General features: G+C 50.6%; 12 protein-coding genes. 3 read left to right on the top strand and 9 right to left on the bottom strand.

Features of this window, described 5'->3' with window-relative positions:
- Positions 1 to 4: 4 nt before the first annotated feature.
- From lolA to lrp, 3 genes are all read right to left on the bottom strand, one after another.
- Complete coding sequence (gene lolA / locus ACVB80_RS12945) at positions 5 to 610, bottom strand: outer membrane lipoprotein periplasmic chaperone LolA (RefSeq protein ID WP_481081703.1); 606 nt, start codon at positions 608 to 610, stop codon at positions 5 to 7.
- Between the two features lie 75 nt (positions 611 to 685).
- Complete coding sequence (locus ACVB80_RS12940) at positions 686 to 3,541, bottom strand: DNA translocase FtsK 4TM domain-containing protein (protein ID WP_481081702.1); 2,856 nt, start codon at positions 3,539 to 3,541, stop codon at positions 686 to 688.
- A gap of 237 nt (positions 3,542 to 3,778) precedes the next feature.
- A complete protein-coding gene (gene lrp / locus ACVB80_RS12935; protein WP_004406045.1) occupies positions 3,779 to 4,273 on the bottom strand; it encodes a leucine-responsive transcriptional regulator Lrp in 495 nt (164 codons plus the stop codon).
- Positions 4,274 to 4,429: 156 nt separating this feature from the next.
- Here lrp and ald point away from each other — a divergent pair, with 156 nt between their 5' ends.
- Positions 4,430 to 5,554, top strand: coding sequence for an alanine dehydrogenase (ald, locus tag ACVB80_RS12930; protein ID WP_481081701.1), 1,125 nt, complete (start codon positions 4,430 to 4,432; stop codon positions 5,552 to 5,554).
- A 27-nt stretch (positions 5,555 to 5,581) separates the two neighbouring features.
- Here the strand turns inward: ald and ACVB80_RS12925 are convergent, their stop codons facing one another.
- Positions 5,582 to 6,775, bottom strand: a complete 1,194-nt coding sequence (locus ACVB80_RS12925; RefSeq protein ID WP_481081700.1) for a methyltransferase — start codon at positions 6,773 to 6,775, stop codon at positions 5,582 to 5,584.
- A 96-nt stretch (positions 6,776 to 6,871) separates the two neighbouring features.
- A complete protein-coding gene (gene cysB, locus ACVB80_RS12920) occupies positions 6,872 to 7,846 on the bottom strand; it encodes an HTH-type transcriptional regulator CysB (protein WP_481081699.1) in 975 nt (324 codons plus the stop codon).
- A 292-nt stretch (positions 7,847 to 8,138) separates the two neighbouring features.
- Between cysB and ACVB80_RS12915 the strand changes: the two genes are divergently transcribed.
- Both ACVB80_RS12915 and miaE read left to right on the top strand, forming a co-directional pair.
- On the top strand, positions 8,139 to 8,903 hold the full coding sequence (locus tag ACVB80_RS12915) for a DNA repair protein (protein ID WP_481081698.1): 765 nt from the start codon (positions 8,139 to 8,141) through the stop codon (positions 8,901 to 8,903).
- A 94-nt stretch (positions 8,904 to 8,997) separates the two neighbouring features.
- A complete protein-coding gene (miaE, locus tag ACVB80_RS12910; RefSeq protein WP_481081697.1) occupies positions 8,998 to 9,771 on the top strand; it encodes a tRNA isopentenyl-2-thiomethyl-A-37 hydroxylase MiaE in 774 nt (257 codons plus the stop codon).
- A 61-nt stretch (positions 9,772 to 9,832) separates the two neighbouring features.
- On the opposite strand, the gene ACVB80_RS12905 is transcribed toward miaE, so the two are convergent.
- The 4 genes from ACVB80_RS12905 to lapB all read right to left on the bottom strand — a co-directional run bounded on the left by ACVB80_RS12905 (position 9,833) and on the right by lapB (position 16,606).
- The gene (locus tag ACVB80_RS12905; RefSeq protein WP_481081696.1) at positions 9,833 to 13,486 is read right to left on the bottom strand and encodes a zinc-dependent metalloprotease; all 3,654 of its coding nucleotides are present in this window, start codon (positions 13,484 to 13,486) and stop codon (positions 9,833 to 9,835) included.
- Positions 13,487 to 13,515: 29 nt separating this feature from the next.
- Positions 13,516 to 14,325: a hypothetical protein gene (locus tag ACVB80_RS12900; RefSeq protein ID WP_481081695.1), complete on the bottom strand. Its 810-nt coding sequence runs from the start codon at positions 14,323 to 14,325 to the stop codon at positions 13,516 to 13,518.
- Positions 14,326 to 14,713: 388 nt separating this feature from the next.
- Complete coding sequence (gene pyrF, locus ACVB80_RS12895) at positions 14,714 to 15,409, bottom strand: orotidine-5'-phosphate decarboxylase (protein WP_481081694.1); 696 nt, start codon at positions 15,407 to 15,409, stop codon at positions 14,714 to 14,716.
- 27 nt (positions 15,410 to 15,436) lie between these two features.
- Positions 15,437 to 16,606, bottom strand: a complete 1,170-nt coding sequence (gene lapB / locus ACVB80_RS12890; protein ID WP_481081693.1) for a lipopolysaccharide assembly protein LapB — start codon at positions 16,604 to 16,606, stop codon at positions 15,437 to 15,439.
- Positions 16,607 to 16,615 lie beyond the last annotated feature (9 nt).

The raw sequence follows: 16,615 nt of genomic DNA, 5'->3' as shown, positions 1-16,615 counted from the left end.
GGAATCAGTCCTGGTTGCGCTCGTCGTTCACTTCAGTCCCGGCCGGAACCACAAAGGTGAACCGCTTGTCTGCTGGTTTACCCGCTTCCAGATCGCTGAACACGAAGCGGCTCGCCTGACCATCCTGTTCGATCACCGCAAAGCCTTTCACCACGCCTTTGGCGTCGATATCGACTTTGAACGTACCCTGAGTAGCAGACTGGCTGACCGGAGTCAGGGTAAAGGAGTCTTTTTCCTGAGCCACATTGTAGTGCTCCCAGTCACTTGCTTTGTTGCGGGTCAACAGTACAAACGGCGTTTGCTCGGTAGCCGCTGCCTGATCATAAATACTGACCTGCTCGATAAACGGGTCGTAGTACCACAGCGACTGGCCATCAGATACCAGCAGCGTCTCTTCCGGCATTACGGTCTGCCAGCGAAAACGGTTCGGGCGCGAGATCTCTACTTTGCCATTCGCCTGCTGGATCACGTCACCTTCAGGAGAGGTAACGGTCTGGGCAAATTCGGCGCTGAAACCGGCGTTCAGTGACAAACGCTGATTCAGCTCTTCTTTTGCGCCGGCCCATACAGTGCTGCTCACCAGAGCCAGTGCGGTAATCCAATATTTCATCTGTTCTCTCGATATTCAGTTTTTCAGTTTGGACAACCAAAATGGCCTTGTTATCCAAACGCTGTTCTTATCCGGTTACTCTTTAACCGGAGGCGGAGCGAGTACTTCGCGGTTGCCGTTGTGGCCCGGCGCACTGACAATACCCTGCGCTTCCAGTTGCTCAACAATCCTCGCAGCCCGGTTGTAACCTATTTTAAATCTGCGCTGCACGCCTGATACTGAGCCACGGCGGCTTTCTACAACGTGTGCGACCACCTGATCAAACAGGGGATCCACATCCTCGTCTCCTTCGGCACTCTCGCCTGGCAGCAGAGCCTCTGGCCCCTGGTCGCCGTTGGTGATCTCATCGATATATACCGGCTTGCCACGCGCTTTCCAGTCATTCACAACAGCATGCACATCATCATCTGAAGCAAACGCGCCGTGAACGCGGGTAGTATGGCTTGAGCCCGGTGGCAGGTAGAGCATATCACCCATACCCAGCAGCGATTCTGCGCCGCCCTGGTCCAGGATGGTACGCGAGTCCGTCTTGGTCGATACGGTAAATGCCACCCGGGTCGGGATGTTCGCTTTGATTAGACCGGTAATAACGTCTACTGACGGACGCTGGGTCGCCAGGATAAGGTGAATACCGGCGGCACGCGCTTTCTGGGCAAGTCGGGCGATCAGCTCTTCAACTTTTTTACCCACCACCATCATAAGATCGGCAAACTCATCGACGATCACCACAATGTACGGCAGTTTTTCCAGCAGCGGTGCCGTCTCATCCATACTGTCGCCTGGCTGCCATAACGGATCGTGAATAGGATGACCTGCGTCTGCGGCCATCTTAAGCTTCTCGTTGTAGCCTTTGATATTACGCACGCCCAGAGCAGACATCAGTTTATAGCGTCGTTCCATCTCACCCACACACCAGCGCAGTGCGTTGGAGGCGTCTTTCATATCGGTCACAACTTCAGACAACAGGTGAGGAATGCCTTCATACACCGACAGTTCGAGCATTTTCGGGTCGATCATGATAAATCGCACGTCTTCCGGCGTGGATTTATACAGCATACTGAGGATCATTACGTTCACCCCGACCGATTTACCCGAACCTGTGGTACCGGCTACCAGCACGTGTGGCATCTTGGCCAAATCGGCCACCACGGCTTCTCCGGCAATGTCCTGACCAAGCACCACCGTCGTCGGCGATTTCGCCTCTATGAACTGAGGGCTGCTGACCACGTCAGACAAAAATACCGTCTGACGACTCATATTCGGCAACTCAAGCCCTACATAAGGCTTACCTGGGATCACTTCAACCACGCGCACCGCCATCGCAGAGAGCGAACGGGCCAGGTCCATGGAGAGGCCGGAAATACGGCTGACTTTTACGCCTGGTGCAAGGTCGAGCTCGAAACGGGTGATCACCGGCCCAGGGAAGATATCTACCACTTGGGCTTTGATCTTATAATCCGCCAGCTTGGATTCCACCAGCCGGGCGATCTCTTCCAGAGCCTGGCGGTCAATCAGGTTCTCACGCTTTTCAGGGTGATACAGCAGCTCCAGCGTCGGCATAGGGCTGGTTGGCTTAGGCAAATTAGGTTCGCTCTGTACCAGGAACGGGTTCTGACTGGCGGCGGCGTTTTTCTGCGCCTGAGAAACAATCTCCTGAAATGCGGCCACATCCGGGTCTTCCTGCGAATCCGCTTCTGCCTCCTGCTGAGGTGTCGCAGGCTGCTCTTCACGAGCCTCTTCCGGTTGTATTGGCTCAGGCTGACTTTCAGGTTCGGCCATCGTGACCTGCTCTGGCACCTGTTCCGTTGTTTCAACCACTGGAGGCGCTGCAAATGCCGGCTCTTCCGGCTCAAGCTCTGCATCTACCGCGGCCATGTCAATGTGAGGGGCGGCCTTATCAGCTTCGTCGATTTCCACATCAAAAGAGGCTGTCACCGGCACCTGCTCAGCGTAATCGTCTGCCTGTTGCGCGGCTTCTGTCAGCTCTTCTATTGTCGCACCAAGCTGGCGGGTGCGCTCTGGTTGTGGCTCTTCATTCCACACCGGTGCAATATACTCCGGCTCCTGAACCGCTTCCGTCTCTGCAACCAATGATGGTGCCGGTTCCGCTTCAGGCGCAGGTTCACTGCCAGCCGGGAAGTGAATATTGTAGTGGGATGGCTCTGCCTGTGTTTCTGCCTGCAATACCGGCTCGTCTGATATCGCATCTGCCACAGCGACCGGCATATCTTCTGCCTGCAGCATAGGCTCAGGCCCAAGCTGAGGTTCCAGTTGCTCTTTCCCATTACCGCGGATCTTATTCGCCGCCCACGCAGAACCTTTCAGGGCACTTTCTCCCAGCCACTCAACAATCGCCAGCCAAGAGATACCTGTCAGCAGGGTAAAACCTGCTCCCCACAGGAAAAGCAGCACCAGGGTGGTACCAAGCAGATTAAACGTTGGCAGGGAAAGGCTGGTCAGCACATCGCCGATCACGCCACCGGAAGAGAAATACCATATATCATCGAAGTTAATATCGGCCAGGCCACAGCTGCTGAGCAGCAGCACGAAAAAGCCCAGCAAACGGGTGCCCCACAACATGTAGTCCACCCTTTCATACTGGCCGCGTTTACGAAACAGTACCCAGTTGGCAGTAACAAGGGCAACCGGCACAACATAAGCGATAACGCCAAACACAAAAAACAGGCTGTCAGCCACCCTGGCACCAAAATAACCACCAAGGTTGTTCACTTCTGTCCCCCAGGCGGTCTGGGACCAGGACGGATCGGCCGGATCAAAAGAAAGCAGTGCGACGGTGATCAGTATGCTAATCAGGAACCCTACTATAAAACAGCAGTCTCTCAGGCGCTGAAAGCCGTTAAGACGCGCAGGTGCTTCCTCTTCATGAGTCTTGATTATGGTCTCAACCTGTTGTTTGTTCTGCTTGAACATCATTTCTCTGTACTGTTGCGTATGAAAGCATTTACGGGCATCTGCTGACAGTGTAACCGAATCTGTTACCGGGGAATGTCAGTTTTATTCCAGATACTTATGCAGATGGGACTTATCCGGATTACAGCCGGAGCCCGAAACGTATCGAGCGGCCAAAGCCGCCCGATAGTTGAGTGTAACGCTATCTAAAACAGAAATCCTGAGAATTATCCCGTATGCGGGACTCGTTGCTCAAGATTAACGCGTTTTGATAACCAGTTGGTTGGTTTGCTTAACTTCTTCCATCACCACGTAAGTACGGGTGTCATTAACCCCAGGAAGACGCAGCAGCGTATCACCCAGCAGTTTACGGTACGCACTCATGTCCGATACGCGGGTCTTCAACAGGTAGTCGAAATCACCGGAAACCAGATGACACTCCTGAATATCGTCCAGCTTCTGAACAGCATGGTTAAACTGTTCAAACACATCCGGCGCACCACGATTAAGCGTGATTTCAACAAAGACCAGCAGCGATGCATCCAGATACTGTGGATTAAGCAACGCGGTATAGCCGGTAATGTAACCCTGACGCTCCAGACGACGTACACGCTCCAGACACGGCGTTGGAGAGAGGCCTACACGTTTTGAGAGCTCTACGTTCGAAATACGACCGTCTTTTTGCAGCTCGTTAAGAATATTGCGATCAATTCGATCTAGTTCCTTGGACGGTTTTTTATAGTTATCCACCATGTTTTATTCCACCTTATTACTTCCTTGCAAACATATATACTACATTTTCTTAATATTCAGTATCAAAATCTTCACTCACCCCTCTATACTGGTTGTTAATTCGAGAGAATTACCCTACACATAGATAATACAACCAAAATAACACGAGGAGTCAGGATGATAATTGGCGTCCCTAAGGAAATCAAAAACCACGAATACCGCGTGGGTATGATCCCATCCAACGTGAGAGAACTTATCTCACATGGTCACCAGGTCATTGTCGAGACCCAGGCCGGTTCAGGCATAGGTTTTAGCGACGAAGACTACATTGCCGCAGGCGCATCCATTCTTCCCACTGCTGCTGACGTTTTCGCCCAAGCAGAAATGATTGTCAAGGTAAAAGAACCTCAGACTGTCGAGCGTGCCATGCTCCGTGAAGGGCAAATATTGTTCACATATCTGCACCTTGCACCAGATTTTCCACAAACAGATGAGCTGATCAAGAGCAAAGCCGTCTGTATTGCCTATGAGACTGTAACAGATAATAAGGGTCATCTGCCACTTTTAGCACCAATGTCTGAAGTTGCAGGCCGAATGTCGATTCAGGCTGGTGCCCAAACTCTTGAAAAATCCCATGGTGGACGCGGCCTCTTGCTCGGTGGCGTTCCTGGCGTAGAGCCAGCTAAAGTGGTCGTCATTGGCGGCGGCGTGGTAGGCTCCAATGCCGCGCGTATGGCAGTAGGCCTGCGGGCAGACGTAACCATTCTTGATCGCAATATCAACACTTTACGTGAACTTGATGAAGAGTTCCAGGGCCGGGCCAAAGTCGTCTACTCCACCGCTGATGCACTGGAAAGACATATACTGGAAGCCGACCTGGTGATTGGCGCAGTACTCATTCCTGGCGCCGCAGCACCAAAACTGGTGACCAAAGAGCACATTAAACGTATGAAACCTGGCGCCGCGGTGGTTGACGTGGCTATCGATCAGGGTGGCTGCTTTGAGACCTCTCACGCGACTACACACGCCGAGCCAACTTATATTGTCGATGACGTAGTTCATTACTGTGTGGCCAATATGCCGGGCGCAGTTGCCCGCACTTCCACCTTTGCGCTGAACAACGCAACCCTGCCATACATTATTAAACTGGCGAACAAGGGCTACCGTGAAGCGCTGCTGGAAGATAACGGCTTCCTTGAAGGACTGAACGTGATCCACGGCAAGGTGACCTGTAAAGAAGTCGCTGAAGCCTTTGGTCTGGAGTATGTTGAGCCGGAAACTGCAATCGCCATGTTCAACTGATCCGTTCAGATTGTCAGAGCCCGCGACTTACGCGGGCTTTTTTTTCGCCTGAATCAGCAAATTGCGAGGCGTATCAAAATAGTCACAAAATGTACGCACACTGACCTCATAACCCTGCTCTCTCAAAAAGAGCGCGCGGTCCAGTATCAGCCATAATTCCAGTGGGCGCTGAAACAGCTGCTGCGCCAGACTCAGCCTCTCCATTTCAATAAAGCGCTTTTCGCCGTATTCCAGCCAAAAGGCAAAATCCATCCCGACGAGCTCAAAGCCCTTTTTCTCCGCAGCCCAGCCACAGAAATATTCAAATCCTTTATCCAGTTCCGACTTTTTAATACTCGGTACACTCCGATACTCACTGCACTGCTGACGCAGAAAACCATCAAGGCCCAGCCGGTACTGCATCTCAAGCTGACGGTGACGCTTCACCCGCTCGCCGCCGGTGACCGTCGCCTGAAGCGGGATCCGAAGCTCGGCTCTGGTCAGACTCAGTTCACTCCCCTTTGCGGCTGATGACATCGGCTGATAAAGCTCATCTGCAGTAAGGTGATAACAGCAGGGCGCGACGGAAAGCGCACGGGTACCTGCACTGGCAGCAAAACGAAGTAAATTGGTATGCAGATCGCCACAGGCGTGCAGGGCCACCGCGTGCTGTTCGGGCTCAAGGCGTGCACCCGCAGCGGGAGATAACGCATCCCCCTGAACAAAGTGCATCTTCAATCCCTGCACATCCGCCTCTGCCTGACCTTTGTCACACAGAGCCTGCTGCCACTCAAAACTGACAACCGGTACCTCTGAGCTGCGGGCCAGAATCTGACCCAAAAAGCCTTTCCCACTGCACCACTCCAGCCATTCAGCACTGGCGTCATGCGCCACGCAGGCCGAGCCCATCGCCAGGATCTGGTTCAGTTTTCTGCCAGGGATGCCACTGTCTGCCCCTTTGGGCAAATGAACCGGCTCGCTGCTATCAGCCTCCGGCGTGAAAACACTCAGTAAAGGAGCCAGTACCGGCTCGGCCTCAACCGCTTCCCGGGTAAGCAGCTCCGGCGTGGACTTATACTCTTCAATCTGAGCCAGGCTAAGCTGTTCAAGCCAGGCAGTCAGGCCCGACCAGGCGTCTTTCCAGGGAAATCCCGCACTCAGGCTCGCCTGAAACGGTTCAAAACGCCATAAAGACTGGTGCTGGCACAGCAGCGTATTAATGTGATGAAATTCTGTTTGCATGACTCCCCCTGAGGTGGGGAGATTGTAGGAGGATTTGGCGGGTATTCAAGCACTATATGAGCTCCCCGGCCCCTGAAGAGCCGGGAAAACCATAAATTACCGAACCGGCAGGTCGATGTCGCGAAACATCTCTTCAATTTCTGCGTTATTTTTCAGTGAAATCGCCTGTTCAACAACCGGACGGGTCAGGTGCGGCGCGAAACGCTCAACAAAATCGTACATGTACGAACGCAGGAACGTCCCCTTTCTGAAACCAATACTGGTGGTACTGGCACCAAAGATATGGCTGGCATCAATCGCCACCAGATCCGCATCATTCTCTTTATCCACCGCCATGCTGGCGATAACGCCAACACCGATCCCAAGCCGGACATAAGTCTTAATCACGTCGGCATCGGTTGCAGTAAAGACAATCCGCGGGCTGAGCCCGGCGGAAGCAAACGCAGTATCCAGCTCAGAGCGGCCGGTAAAGCCAAACACATAAGTCACCAGAGGGTAACTTGCCAGGTCGTGAATGCTGATGCGCTCTTTCTGCGCCAGCGGGTGACCTTTTGGCACCACAATCGAACGATTCCAGTGGTAGCAGGGCAGCATGATGGCATCCTGATACAGGTGAAGTGCTTCAGTCGCGATGGCAAAATCAGCCGTGCCTTTGGCAACCGCCTCGGACATCTGAGTCGGCGTCCCCTGATGCATGTGCAGCGAGACTTTTGGATAACGCTCGGTAAACCCTTTGATCACATCCGGCAGGGCATATCTGGCCTGGGTATGTGTAGTAGATATATTCAGGGTACCCATTTCCGGATGAGTATGCTCCCCTGCCACTGCCTTAATACTCTCCGTACGGGCCAGGATCTCCCGGGAGATGCGAACAATCTCTTCTCCGGCCTGAGTCACCTGAGTCAGATGCTTGCCACTGCGCTCAAAAATCTGAATTCCAAGCTCGTCTTCCAGAAGACGAACCTGCTTACTGATCCCGGGCTGGGAAGTAAACAGACTCTCTGCTGTCGCAGAAACGTTGAGATTATGGTTTACGACTTCGACAATATACTTTAACTGCTGGAGCTTCATCGTAAGTTCCGTATTCCTTTACACTATCGACATATAAGTAATAGTTATAACGCCTGTTCTGCAAAAAAGACAGAAAAAAGTCGCTGCGCTCCCCTATTCATATAGGCATCAGCTATAGTATTAGGAAGAGTTTTGTTACCAAACGCGCACTTTTTCAGTTCAGTGCTGTGTTTCCATTAAAAAAATCAATTATTGCGTTAGTATGGTAATTTCAGAAATCAGTGATGGCGTATCGCCTTCAATGGTGTATCCTCACAGGTTAGCATTTTAAACGGATTACAGATGTAACTTTATGAATATTGGTTTAATAATCGCCCTGGTTGCGGTTTTACTGGCTCTGATCATTGGCTACAACGTTATGCTCCAATATCGTATGAAAGTCGAGACCGCCAAGCGCCACGAAACCGGCCGATACGTTGCAATTATTGATGCAACCGAAGATCTTATCGGTAATGCTCATCACCTTCCGTACAGCAAAGAGTTACTGCTGTGCCTGAACACCCGTATTCTCGATGCGCTTAAATCGATGGCTGAGCTCGACCCAAAAAATCAGCAACTCAGGTCCCGGCTGACAAATATGGAAGCCCAAATCGACCAGCTGCGAAACAACTTTTCCGGTTCTGAAACCACTCCTTTTAAAAACCCAAGCAGCGACAAGCAGGCCATCATCATGCTCAAACTGGTTAAGCGTCTGCGCGAAACCATTCGCAGTGAGCACAATAAAGGCCGTTTTGATACTCAAAGCTATGTGGCTGAAAATGCCCGTCTGGAACAGATCCAGATCCGGATCAATATCGAGAATGTGATCAAGCGTGCCAATGATTCAGTGATCCGTGGCCAGACCGGTACCGCCCGTCAGCTGCTTAAGAAAGGTATTGATGCACTGGCAAGTAAAAACGACAGCTACTCCAATCAGGCACGGGATAAACTAAGTCAAATGCTGTCTGATCTTGAGCAACAACGTCAAAGCAAAGATGCCGAAACCATGCAGCAAATGGAAGAAAAAGAGCGCAACGACGATATGGAAGCGCTGTTTGGTAACAAGAAAAAATGGTAAGAGCTTTCACCTCATACACTAAGGTCGCCTCCGGCGGCCTTTTTTATTACCATGAGCACACAACACTATAATCACATGCTCAACGACACATATTATGATTTCTCTGACACCATACCAGGATCTGTTGGAACCGATTAACCAGTTCCTCCACTGCCCAACTCCCGAAGCCTGGATTGAAGAAGCCAAAAAACCGGAAAACCTGCCGGTTATCCTGATTGACCACCTCCTGTGTGAGCTCAAAGCCGGTCAGTCCGCCATGTATCTGATCCGCAAATACGCCGTAGATAAAGACAGCGCCGGTAACCTGCTGCAATGGTTCAAACCTTATGAGGACTTCGCCTACCGCAATACCGGCGATCTCCAGTCCCTGAAAGGCAAAAGCCAGATCTCCAAAGCCATCGTCGCCAAAAGTGACTCGCCTTACAGCCAGGAGCTGATCGACAAGATGGTTCTGCTGATCAAAGAAGAGCTGCACCACTTTTATCAGGTGCTGGAGATCATGACAAAACGGGGCATTTCCTACGAAAACGTACCTGCCGGGCGTTATGCAAAAGGCCTGCTCGCCAACATGCGTACCTATGAGCCTGAAGCGCTTATCGACAAGCTAATCATCGGTGGTTACATCGAGGCCCGCTCCTGCGAACGCTTCGCGCGCCTGGCGCCACACATGGATGAAGACATCGCTAAGTTCTACATCTCCCTGCTGCGCTCAGAAGCGCGTCACTATCAGGATTACCTGACCCTGGCAGAGCAGATTGCCGGAAAAGATATCAGTGAGCGTGTGAAAGAGCTGGGGCTGATAGAGGCAGAGCTAATAAGTTCACCGGACGACGATTTTAAGTTTCATAGTGGAGTCCCGGCAATTTAGTTCACCAGCCAATAAAAAAACCCGCCAGTGCATGGCGGGTTTAGGTTAGCTCTGATGCAGTTTAGTGAGTAAGCAGGTCAAGACGCAGCTTGTCCAGCGTATTATATACCGGCATGTTCTCCAGAGATTTAGCCTGATATACATAGCGCTTCAGCAGTTCAGCTTTTTTCTCCGCGTCCTGGTAATCAGCAAGTTCGATTTCTTCCAGTACGACCGTTGTCAGGTCTGCCCCTTCAGCTTCGGCTTTCAGTAGCGCTTCCAGCTCCTGCTTAATACCCAGCATCTTCCATGCGTAGGTGTTTTCCGGAGTCGCGTAGTAACTCGCGCCATTAGAGCGAACAAACGTTCTCACTTCACTCGTAAATGGTTTCTCACTGCGCATCGTAACTGTGCGTGCAAACACCTCATCGCGTTGATCTACCATGTGACCCGCACTGTGCAACACCATAGTATTCAGGATGGCTTCGTTAACAGATAACTGGGCAAAACGTGGCAAACCAAAGTACTGGCGATATGAGTAACTGCCGTAGTAAGGCATCTTTTCAATCTTATCTTCCCAGCTCACCATCGTATAATTACCGTTCGCAGCATAGTAAGTGCCATCTTGCTTACGGAATGACATGTAATAGTTTTCAGTACCAAGAAGCAGTGTATCTAACACTATCTTCTTCATGTCATACGGCGTAGCTCCAATTACCTGAGGCAAATCCAAAAGAGCCATAGTAGAACGACTGGTAGAGCGTCTGTCACCAACCCGTTCAACCAATGCTGCCGTTGCACTCAGACGGTCAACCCAGTGCCCCATGTAATCAATATAGTTGGAGTAGTTATTAACCGGTGCAGGCCGTGGAGCCTGGCCGCTATTCAGGTAACGTCCAATTTCACCATTTACTGTCAGTCCATTCTTCTTCAACGATGTTACAACGCCCGGATCGAAACAACTCTCAGGCACATGACCAATCGGGAAGTTATCACGATAATCGAACTCATCGATAATAGCTGCCAGCTTCTGGTAACTGTACGCGCCACCCGCATCAACCAGTTCACAGGTATGATCTGGTGTAAACATGATATCAACCAGTTTGTCCCGTGCGGCATCCACTGCCTTTGGAGAACCACAGTACAGCTCATAGATTATGTCATCCGCTTTCTTGCTCTCATCACTACAGTATGGGTCTACCTCCGAAATAAAGATACGGAAACCATCATCCTGAAATGCCGGAGACATATACTGTCTCCAGCGGTCAAAGTCATGGATGCTGTTACGCCAGTCCATAAAGCTCTTCACCCTGCGATTTACATAACCGGCGATGCTGCTCTCGCTAAAGTCATCAGACATGCCCCTGACAGTACGGCTGTAATACAGGTCATCATAGCGTTCTTGTTTAAATGCCATGATTTCACCACGGTTTCGTCCCTCATCATGACGATTACAGTCTTCATTCAGCGATACATTACCATCGGTACAGTACTGGAATGATCTCAGCGTTTCACTGAGTTCTGCACTCGCAGCTGTTTTCAGCTTCTCTTCAAGCGCGTTCACAACGCCGTTATACAGCAAGTCACTTGGTTTGGTGTATGGGTCCAGAACCTGCTGACGGAGCTCAACATCATAAGCAGCAACGTTTTGTACCCCTTTTGATTCTGCAGTTCCGTCTACTGTAGCGACTTTGACACTGGACTCAACCTCCCGCTTATAACCAAAACGCAGTGCAGCAAGATCGTATGGCCCAAAGACAGGAAGCGCATTCAGGACAGAAGGGTTGTAATCCATAATAGATGAATAACCCGGAACCACTTTCAGACCGTGCTCAGCTAACTCTGAGGCCTGGAAATAGTTATGCTCATCATTACTGCCTTTAAAGTTATGACGAAGGCCAAAGTTGTGCCCTAACTCGTGGACCAGTGTCTTCGCATAGTGAACACCAGCCAGGAACAGTCCAAGCTTCTCCTGCTGAGCTTCAGTAAGGTCATCCCAGCTCTTCAGGTAGCCTCTCTGGTCGACTTTACCGTCAATCCACCATTGCGCATCACGGTAGTTAAACTGCATACCTCCGATTTGCTCAGGCAAGGTTTTCAGTGTGGCACCCGCGCGCAGTGCTGTAACCGGGAACATATTGTTCTCCTGCCACAATCTTTGCTCAAGCTCCTGGAGTGCCGCCATTGTTTGTACAGTAAGCTCACTTCCTTCCTGTAGTGAGAGCTCCTCCGTATAGGCCTTCAGCACATCCTCATAGCTTTCAAATTCCATGGGAGTATTGACTAAACGCTCCAGATCCATTGATTCTGCTTCAGAAGAAACATCCACGTTAGAAGTATCAATCTCCTCGCCCAGACTGCTCCTGAACGCTACCGGTGCAGCCACAGCCAGAGAAGCGGATGATTCCTTGGCAGTTGCCTCCGCAGGAAGATCAACCCTGTGCTTGTTGTAATCCAGCGCAATACGGTCCCAAACCCAGTAGGAAATAGAACGCAGTACACCGGAATACTGGTTGACATGAGCATGCACTATCTCACCGGTTAACGGGTTTACAGCAGAAGGACCATAACCGGCCAGGCCGTTCTCTAACGGTTCATCAATAAGGTTGATAACATTGTAACGCAGGTCACCTGACTGTTTGCCTGACGGTTCTTCAAGACGAATGACAGGTACACCTACTTTTGCCAGCTGTGGATTAATACGGTTAATCACGTCATGAGTGATCTGTTTAAAAAACCGGGTGTCGTCATCCAGATTAAAACTGTCTGACAAGTGGTAAACCAGTTCACTCTTGTAAGGGTTAAAGCGATGCAGGTACTCAAACTTCTGATCATACTGACCATCCACATAGGAAGGGTCCGGGCGACCACGCTCATTCGCAAAGAAACCGAAAGTATCTTCATCACCTTTCAGGTACACCACTGGCTCATATTCGGATGATTTTGAACGAACAAGATCAAGTGGCACCAAAGAGTAGAAATTGGATACAGTAAAGGTCAGTTTACTCATATCAAAGTCACTTTGTACCAGTGCGTTCACCATACAACGCCAGCTGTTGGTTACCTGAAACTCCTGTTCAAGCTCAAAGTTAACCACGCCATCTCCAGTTACCTCGTATCCTTTCCAGCCAGTAGCAGGGTCTGTGGCGAGGCGGGGAGAGCTCGATTTTGCGATACAGCCATCTGAATAGGTGAACAGGTCGTTCCATGAGCGCTCATGAACTTCAACGTCTGCGAAGTCAGGAACAAAATATCTCCGTTGTTCCCAGGACACCTCATTGTTGTCAACTTCCTCCTCCTTGTTGGTACAGTCCCCGTAAGAATCTTCCTTACACTGATAATCAACAAAATCACCCGGAATAGTAAGAACAGGTCGCGCGCTGTCAGGATCGTCGATCCAGCGGGCCAGCTTTTCCTGATCAATTTCATCCTGACTGATCACGTCGGGACTTAGCATGGTAACTTTCAAACCACCTGCGTCTGAGTTCTCAAATCCTCCTTCAAACGACAGTGTGACCAGTTTTTCCTGCCCCTGGAAAAAAGGCGCCATCGACACTGCATATTTAGGGGCGCGCGCCGTAGAAGGCATATACAGATATACCTGATCAGTTTTAATGCTGGCTTTCGCAATCATCTGTTTGGGTTTAGAGACAGAGTCGTAGGCCTGATCATCAGCTCCACAACCTGCCAGCAACGACGTGACCGCCACTGCTAAAGTCGTTTTTCTCAAAAACATACTCATTCCTTGTTGTGCTTTGGTACTTCCTAAAATGAAAAAGTGATCTGTGCGGTATAGGTAGCAAGGTCAGGATCGAAAAGATCGATGTTCCCGAGGGTGCCCCGCTCCGCGTCAGAATAAAATCCAGCTGTTGAGCTACTCAGTGATGCTGACCAGTTATCGTTGAACCGGTAGCTGGCATAGGCTGAGCCTGCATAATTAAACGAGCTGCGCCGGGTCCCCTGATAACTGATGGAGTTACCCCCAAGTGCCGAAAGGCCGAATGTGAAATCATTCCACTGGTAACTGGCGGCAAGCGACAGCGAGTACACCCATTCAGTCAGTGACTTTCCTCCGGCCGTCTTGTAGCGGTGAAAGTTTTTTCTCAGTCGTGGAGAAACCGTGAAATTCACATCCCAGGCTTTGATTCTGTACGGAACGGCAACCCGCAGTGAGGTAATCAGCTCATCTTTACGCGAGGTTTCAGATGTTGGAATGGTCAGTTGTGTATTGAGACTGAAAGCAGACCCGCCCTCAAGCTGATACCAGTTTGAATAGTTCCAGCCAGCGACCGTATCCAGAGCATAAGTACCTACTTCGTCTTCAAGGGCACGATAGCCACCACTTCGAATGTAGACCGAGTGTTGTTCTTCGACCTTGTAGCCGAGATCTCCATGCCAGGAAAATGAACGTACCGAGCGGTGATCGTCTTTATGATAAATATTGGTGTCATACGCCAACCCAAGAGAACCAAAAACGGGCGAAACGGGTTCACTGCTTTCATCAGCGTAGATATCAGGAGTAATACCGATCGCTACAGCAGCGGTCAGCAAAGGAACAGGTGATAGTTTTATCATTGCGGCTTTCCATGTTGCATTAACGCAAACCAGTCCTTTGGCTGCGCATAGTTAGCCTGTGTTGGTGAGCACAACGCTCAGGGTCACAGACATCTGACATGGAGAATATTTAACCACCTGGTTTCATTTATTACACTTTTGTTAAGGTAGGCTGCGAGGTAATTCAAATTCTATAAAATCACTTTTCATTCAGAATTATGAATAAATATTTCCTCTGGACAATAAAATTTCACAAACTAAACAGGAAAGCCTGTACCAGCATGCTAGTACAGATCTCTTCTTGCATAATTACCCATATAAATGGAATAAAAGTGAATTGCAGAAAAATGCGACTGACAACAAAGCCCACCGGAGTGGGCTTTATATAGAATTAACTGAGCTGAAAAACTTAGATGAGGGTTGTATTAATCGCGTTCAGCACTGCAGCCGGGTCCACCGCCTGGGTGATAGGGCGGCCAATTACCAGGTAATCAGAGCCCGCTTTAACTGCTTCTACCGGGGTCATGATGCGTTTCTGGTCACCAACTGCAGCACCTGCCGGACGGATACCTGGAGTAACCAGCTTAAAGCTCTCGCCCAGTTCGGTTTTCAGCATGCCCGCTTCCTGAGCAGAACATACCACACCGTCAAGGCCTGAGTTTTTAGTCAGGTTTGCCAGACGCAACACCTGTTGTTGTGGTGCGATATCCAGACCGATACCGGCAAGGTCAGACTGCTCCATACTGGTCAGAACGGTAACACCGATCAGAAGCGGGCGGTCACTGCCGTATGGCTCCAGGATTTCACGTGAAGCGGTCATCATTCGCTCACCGCCACTGGCGTGAACGTTTACCATCCATACGCCCAGCTCAGCGGCAGCGCGTACTGCTTTTGAACAGGTGTTAGGAATGTCATGGAATTTCAGGTCTAAGAACACGCTGAATCCGCGCTTATGCAGCTCACGGACAAACTCGGGACCAAATAAAGTAAACATCTCTTTGCCGACTTTCAGGCGGCAGCTTGCAGGGTCAATGCGGTCAACAAAGGCCAGTGCATCAGCCTGGTTGTCGTAATCCAGTGCTACGATGACTTTCTGGTCGTTCATGTTCTCTCCTAACGTAAGTACAAGTAATTATTCCCCATCCAAACCACGGATAGGTTTAATTGTGCCCCACCCTTTACACGAAGGGCAGTGCCAATAAAGTGAATGCGTTGAGAAGCCGCATTTACGGCAGCGGTGGTGCGGCTTTGTCTTAAGCTGTTCACCTACCATTGCCTGCAGTGTGGTCAGGCTCTCTTTTGCGCGGCCCTCTTCCGCTTCCGCCAGATGGTAATCCATCAGACGATAGAAGCCTTTCATTGTCGGGTTCTTGATCAACTGCCGGGTCAAAAGCGACTGCGCCGCAGGGACGCCATCATGCTGCGCAACCAGCTGTGCCAGCATCAGTTCAGCCGATACACCGGCCTTCTTCTGAATGCATTTTTGCAGGAAGGAAAGCAGTTCATCTTCCCTGCCAAGATGGTAATAACAGTCCGCCAGGGTTGGCAAAACCTGACCTACAAAATCGATGTCCTGTTCCAGTACCTGCTCCATATAACGGGCAGTAGACGCGTAGTCCTCGTCAGCCAGATGGATCTTGCCGAGAGCGATACTGGCCCGTACACACCTGGGATCTTCCGCCAGCGCTTTTCTGAGAAGCTGAACCGATTTCTTCACATTACCGTCAGCCTGCTCGATCATCGCCAGCTCACAGTAGTAGTGGGCGATATCACGACGAATACGTTTCTTGCCATTTTTGGCCAGCGGGAGCGCGTACTCGATCGCTTTAGACCATTCCCGGGTCTGCTGATAAATCACCACCAGCTGACTCAGGGCAGCTTCACGGTGATCCGGCTCATCAAGCAGTTGCATAAAGATACGCTCAGCACGATCAAGCAGACCGGAGACCATGAAGTCTTTAGCCAACTGCTGCAGGGCAATGTTTTTTTGCTCTATGGTCAGGCCTGAACGGGAAATCAGGTTCTGGTGAATGCGGATAGCGCGATCGACTTCACCCCGGGACCGGAAAAGGTTACCGAGGGCAAGGTGGGTGTCAATGGTGTCATTGTCGACCTGAAGCAGTTCGATAAAGTGATCGACTGCCTTGTCTGACTGATCAGACAGCAGCAGGTTCAGACCCGTGACGTATTGACGGGAAATCTGGTTTGATTGTACCTGCTTGTCTATGCTTGCACTGCGGTGACCCATGTACCATCCATAGGCCGCCGCGACAGGAAGCAGCAGGAAGAGCAGTTCCAGCATTCGCTATCT

It is taken from the genome of Vibrio sp. 9-16B-A1 (assembly GCF_056726165.1).
This window is presented reverse-complemented; position numbering and strand designations above follow the sequence as displayed.

What these genes read in the sequence shown, in the direction of transcription:
- ACVB80_RS12900 (WP_481081695.1), bottom strand. Translation starts at nt 14,325, where the DNA reads ATGATAAAACTATCACCTGTTCCTTTGCTGACCGCTGCTGTAGCGATC.
- lolA (WP_481081703.1), bottom strand. Translation starts at nt 610, where the DNA reads ATGAAATATTGGATTACCGCACTGGCTCTGGTGAGCAGCACTGTATGG.
- ACVB80_RS12905 (WP_481081696.1), bottom strand. Translation starts at nt 13,486, where the DNA reads ATGTTTTTGAGAAAAACGACTTTAGCAGTGGCGGTCACGTCGTTGCTG.
- lrp (WP_004406045.1), bottom strand. Translation starts at nt 4,273, where the DNA reads ATGGTGGATAACTATAAAAAACCGTCCAAGGAACTAGATCGAATTGAT.
- ACVB80_RS12940 (WP_481081702.1), bottom strand. Translation starts at nt 3,541, where the DNA reads ATGTTCAAGCAGAACAAACAACAGGTTGAGACCATAATCAAGACTCAT.
- ACVB80_RS12915 (WP_481081698.1), top strand. Translation starts at nt 8,139, where the DNA reads ATGAATATTGGTTTAATAATCGCCCTGGTTGCGGTTTTACTGGCTCTG.
- ACVB80_RS12925 (WP_481081700.1), bottom strand. Translation starts at nt 6,775, where the DNA reads ATGCAAACAGAATTTCATCACATTAATACGCTGCTGTGCCAGCACCAG.
- cysB (WP_481081699.1), bottom strand. Translation starts at nt 7,846, where the DNA reads ATGAAGCTCCAGCAGTTAAAGTATATTGTCGAAGTCGTAAACCATAAT.
- lapB (WP_481081693.1), bottom strand. Translation starts at nt 16,606, where the DNA reads ATGCTGGAACTGCTCTTCCTGCTGCTTCCTGTCGCGGCGGCCTATGGA.
- miaE (WP_481081697.1), top strand. Translation starts at nt 8,998, where the DNA reads ATGATTTCTCTGACACCATACCAGGATCTGTTGGAACCGATTAACCAG.
- pyrF (WP_481081694.1), bottom strand. Translation starts at nt 15,409, where the DNA reads ATGAACGACCAGAAAGTCATCGTAGCACTGGATTACGACAACCAGGCT.
- ald (WP_481081701.1), top strand. Translation starts at nt 4,430, where the DNA reads ATGATAATTGGCGTCCCTAAGGAAATCAAAAACCACGAATACCGCGTG.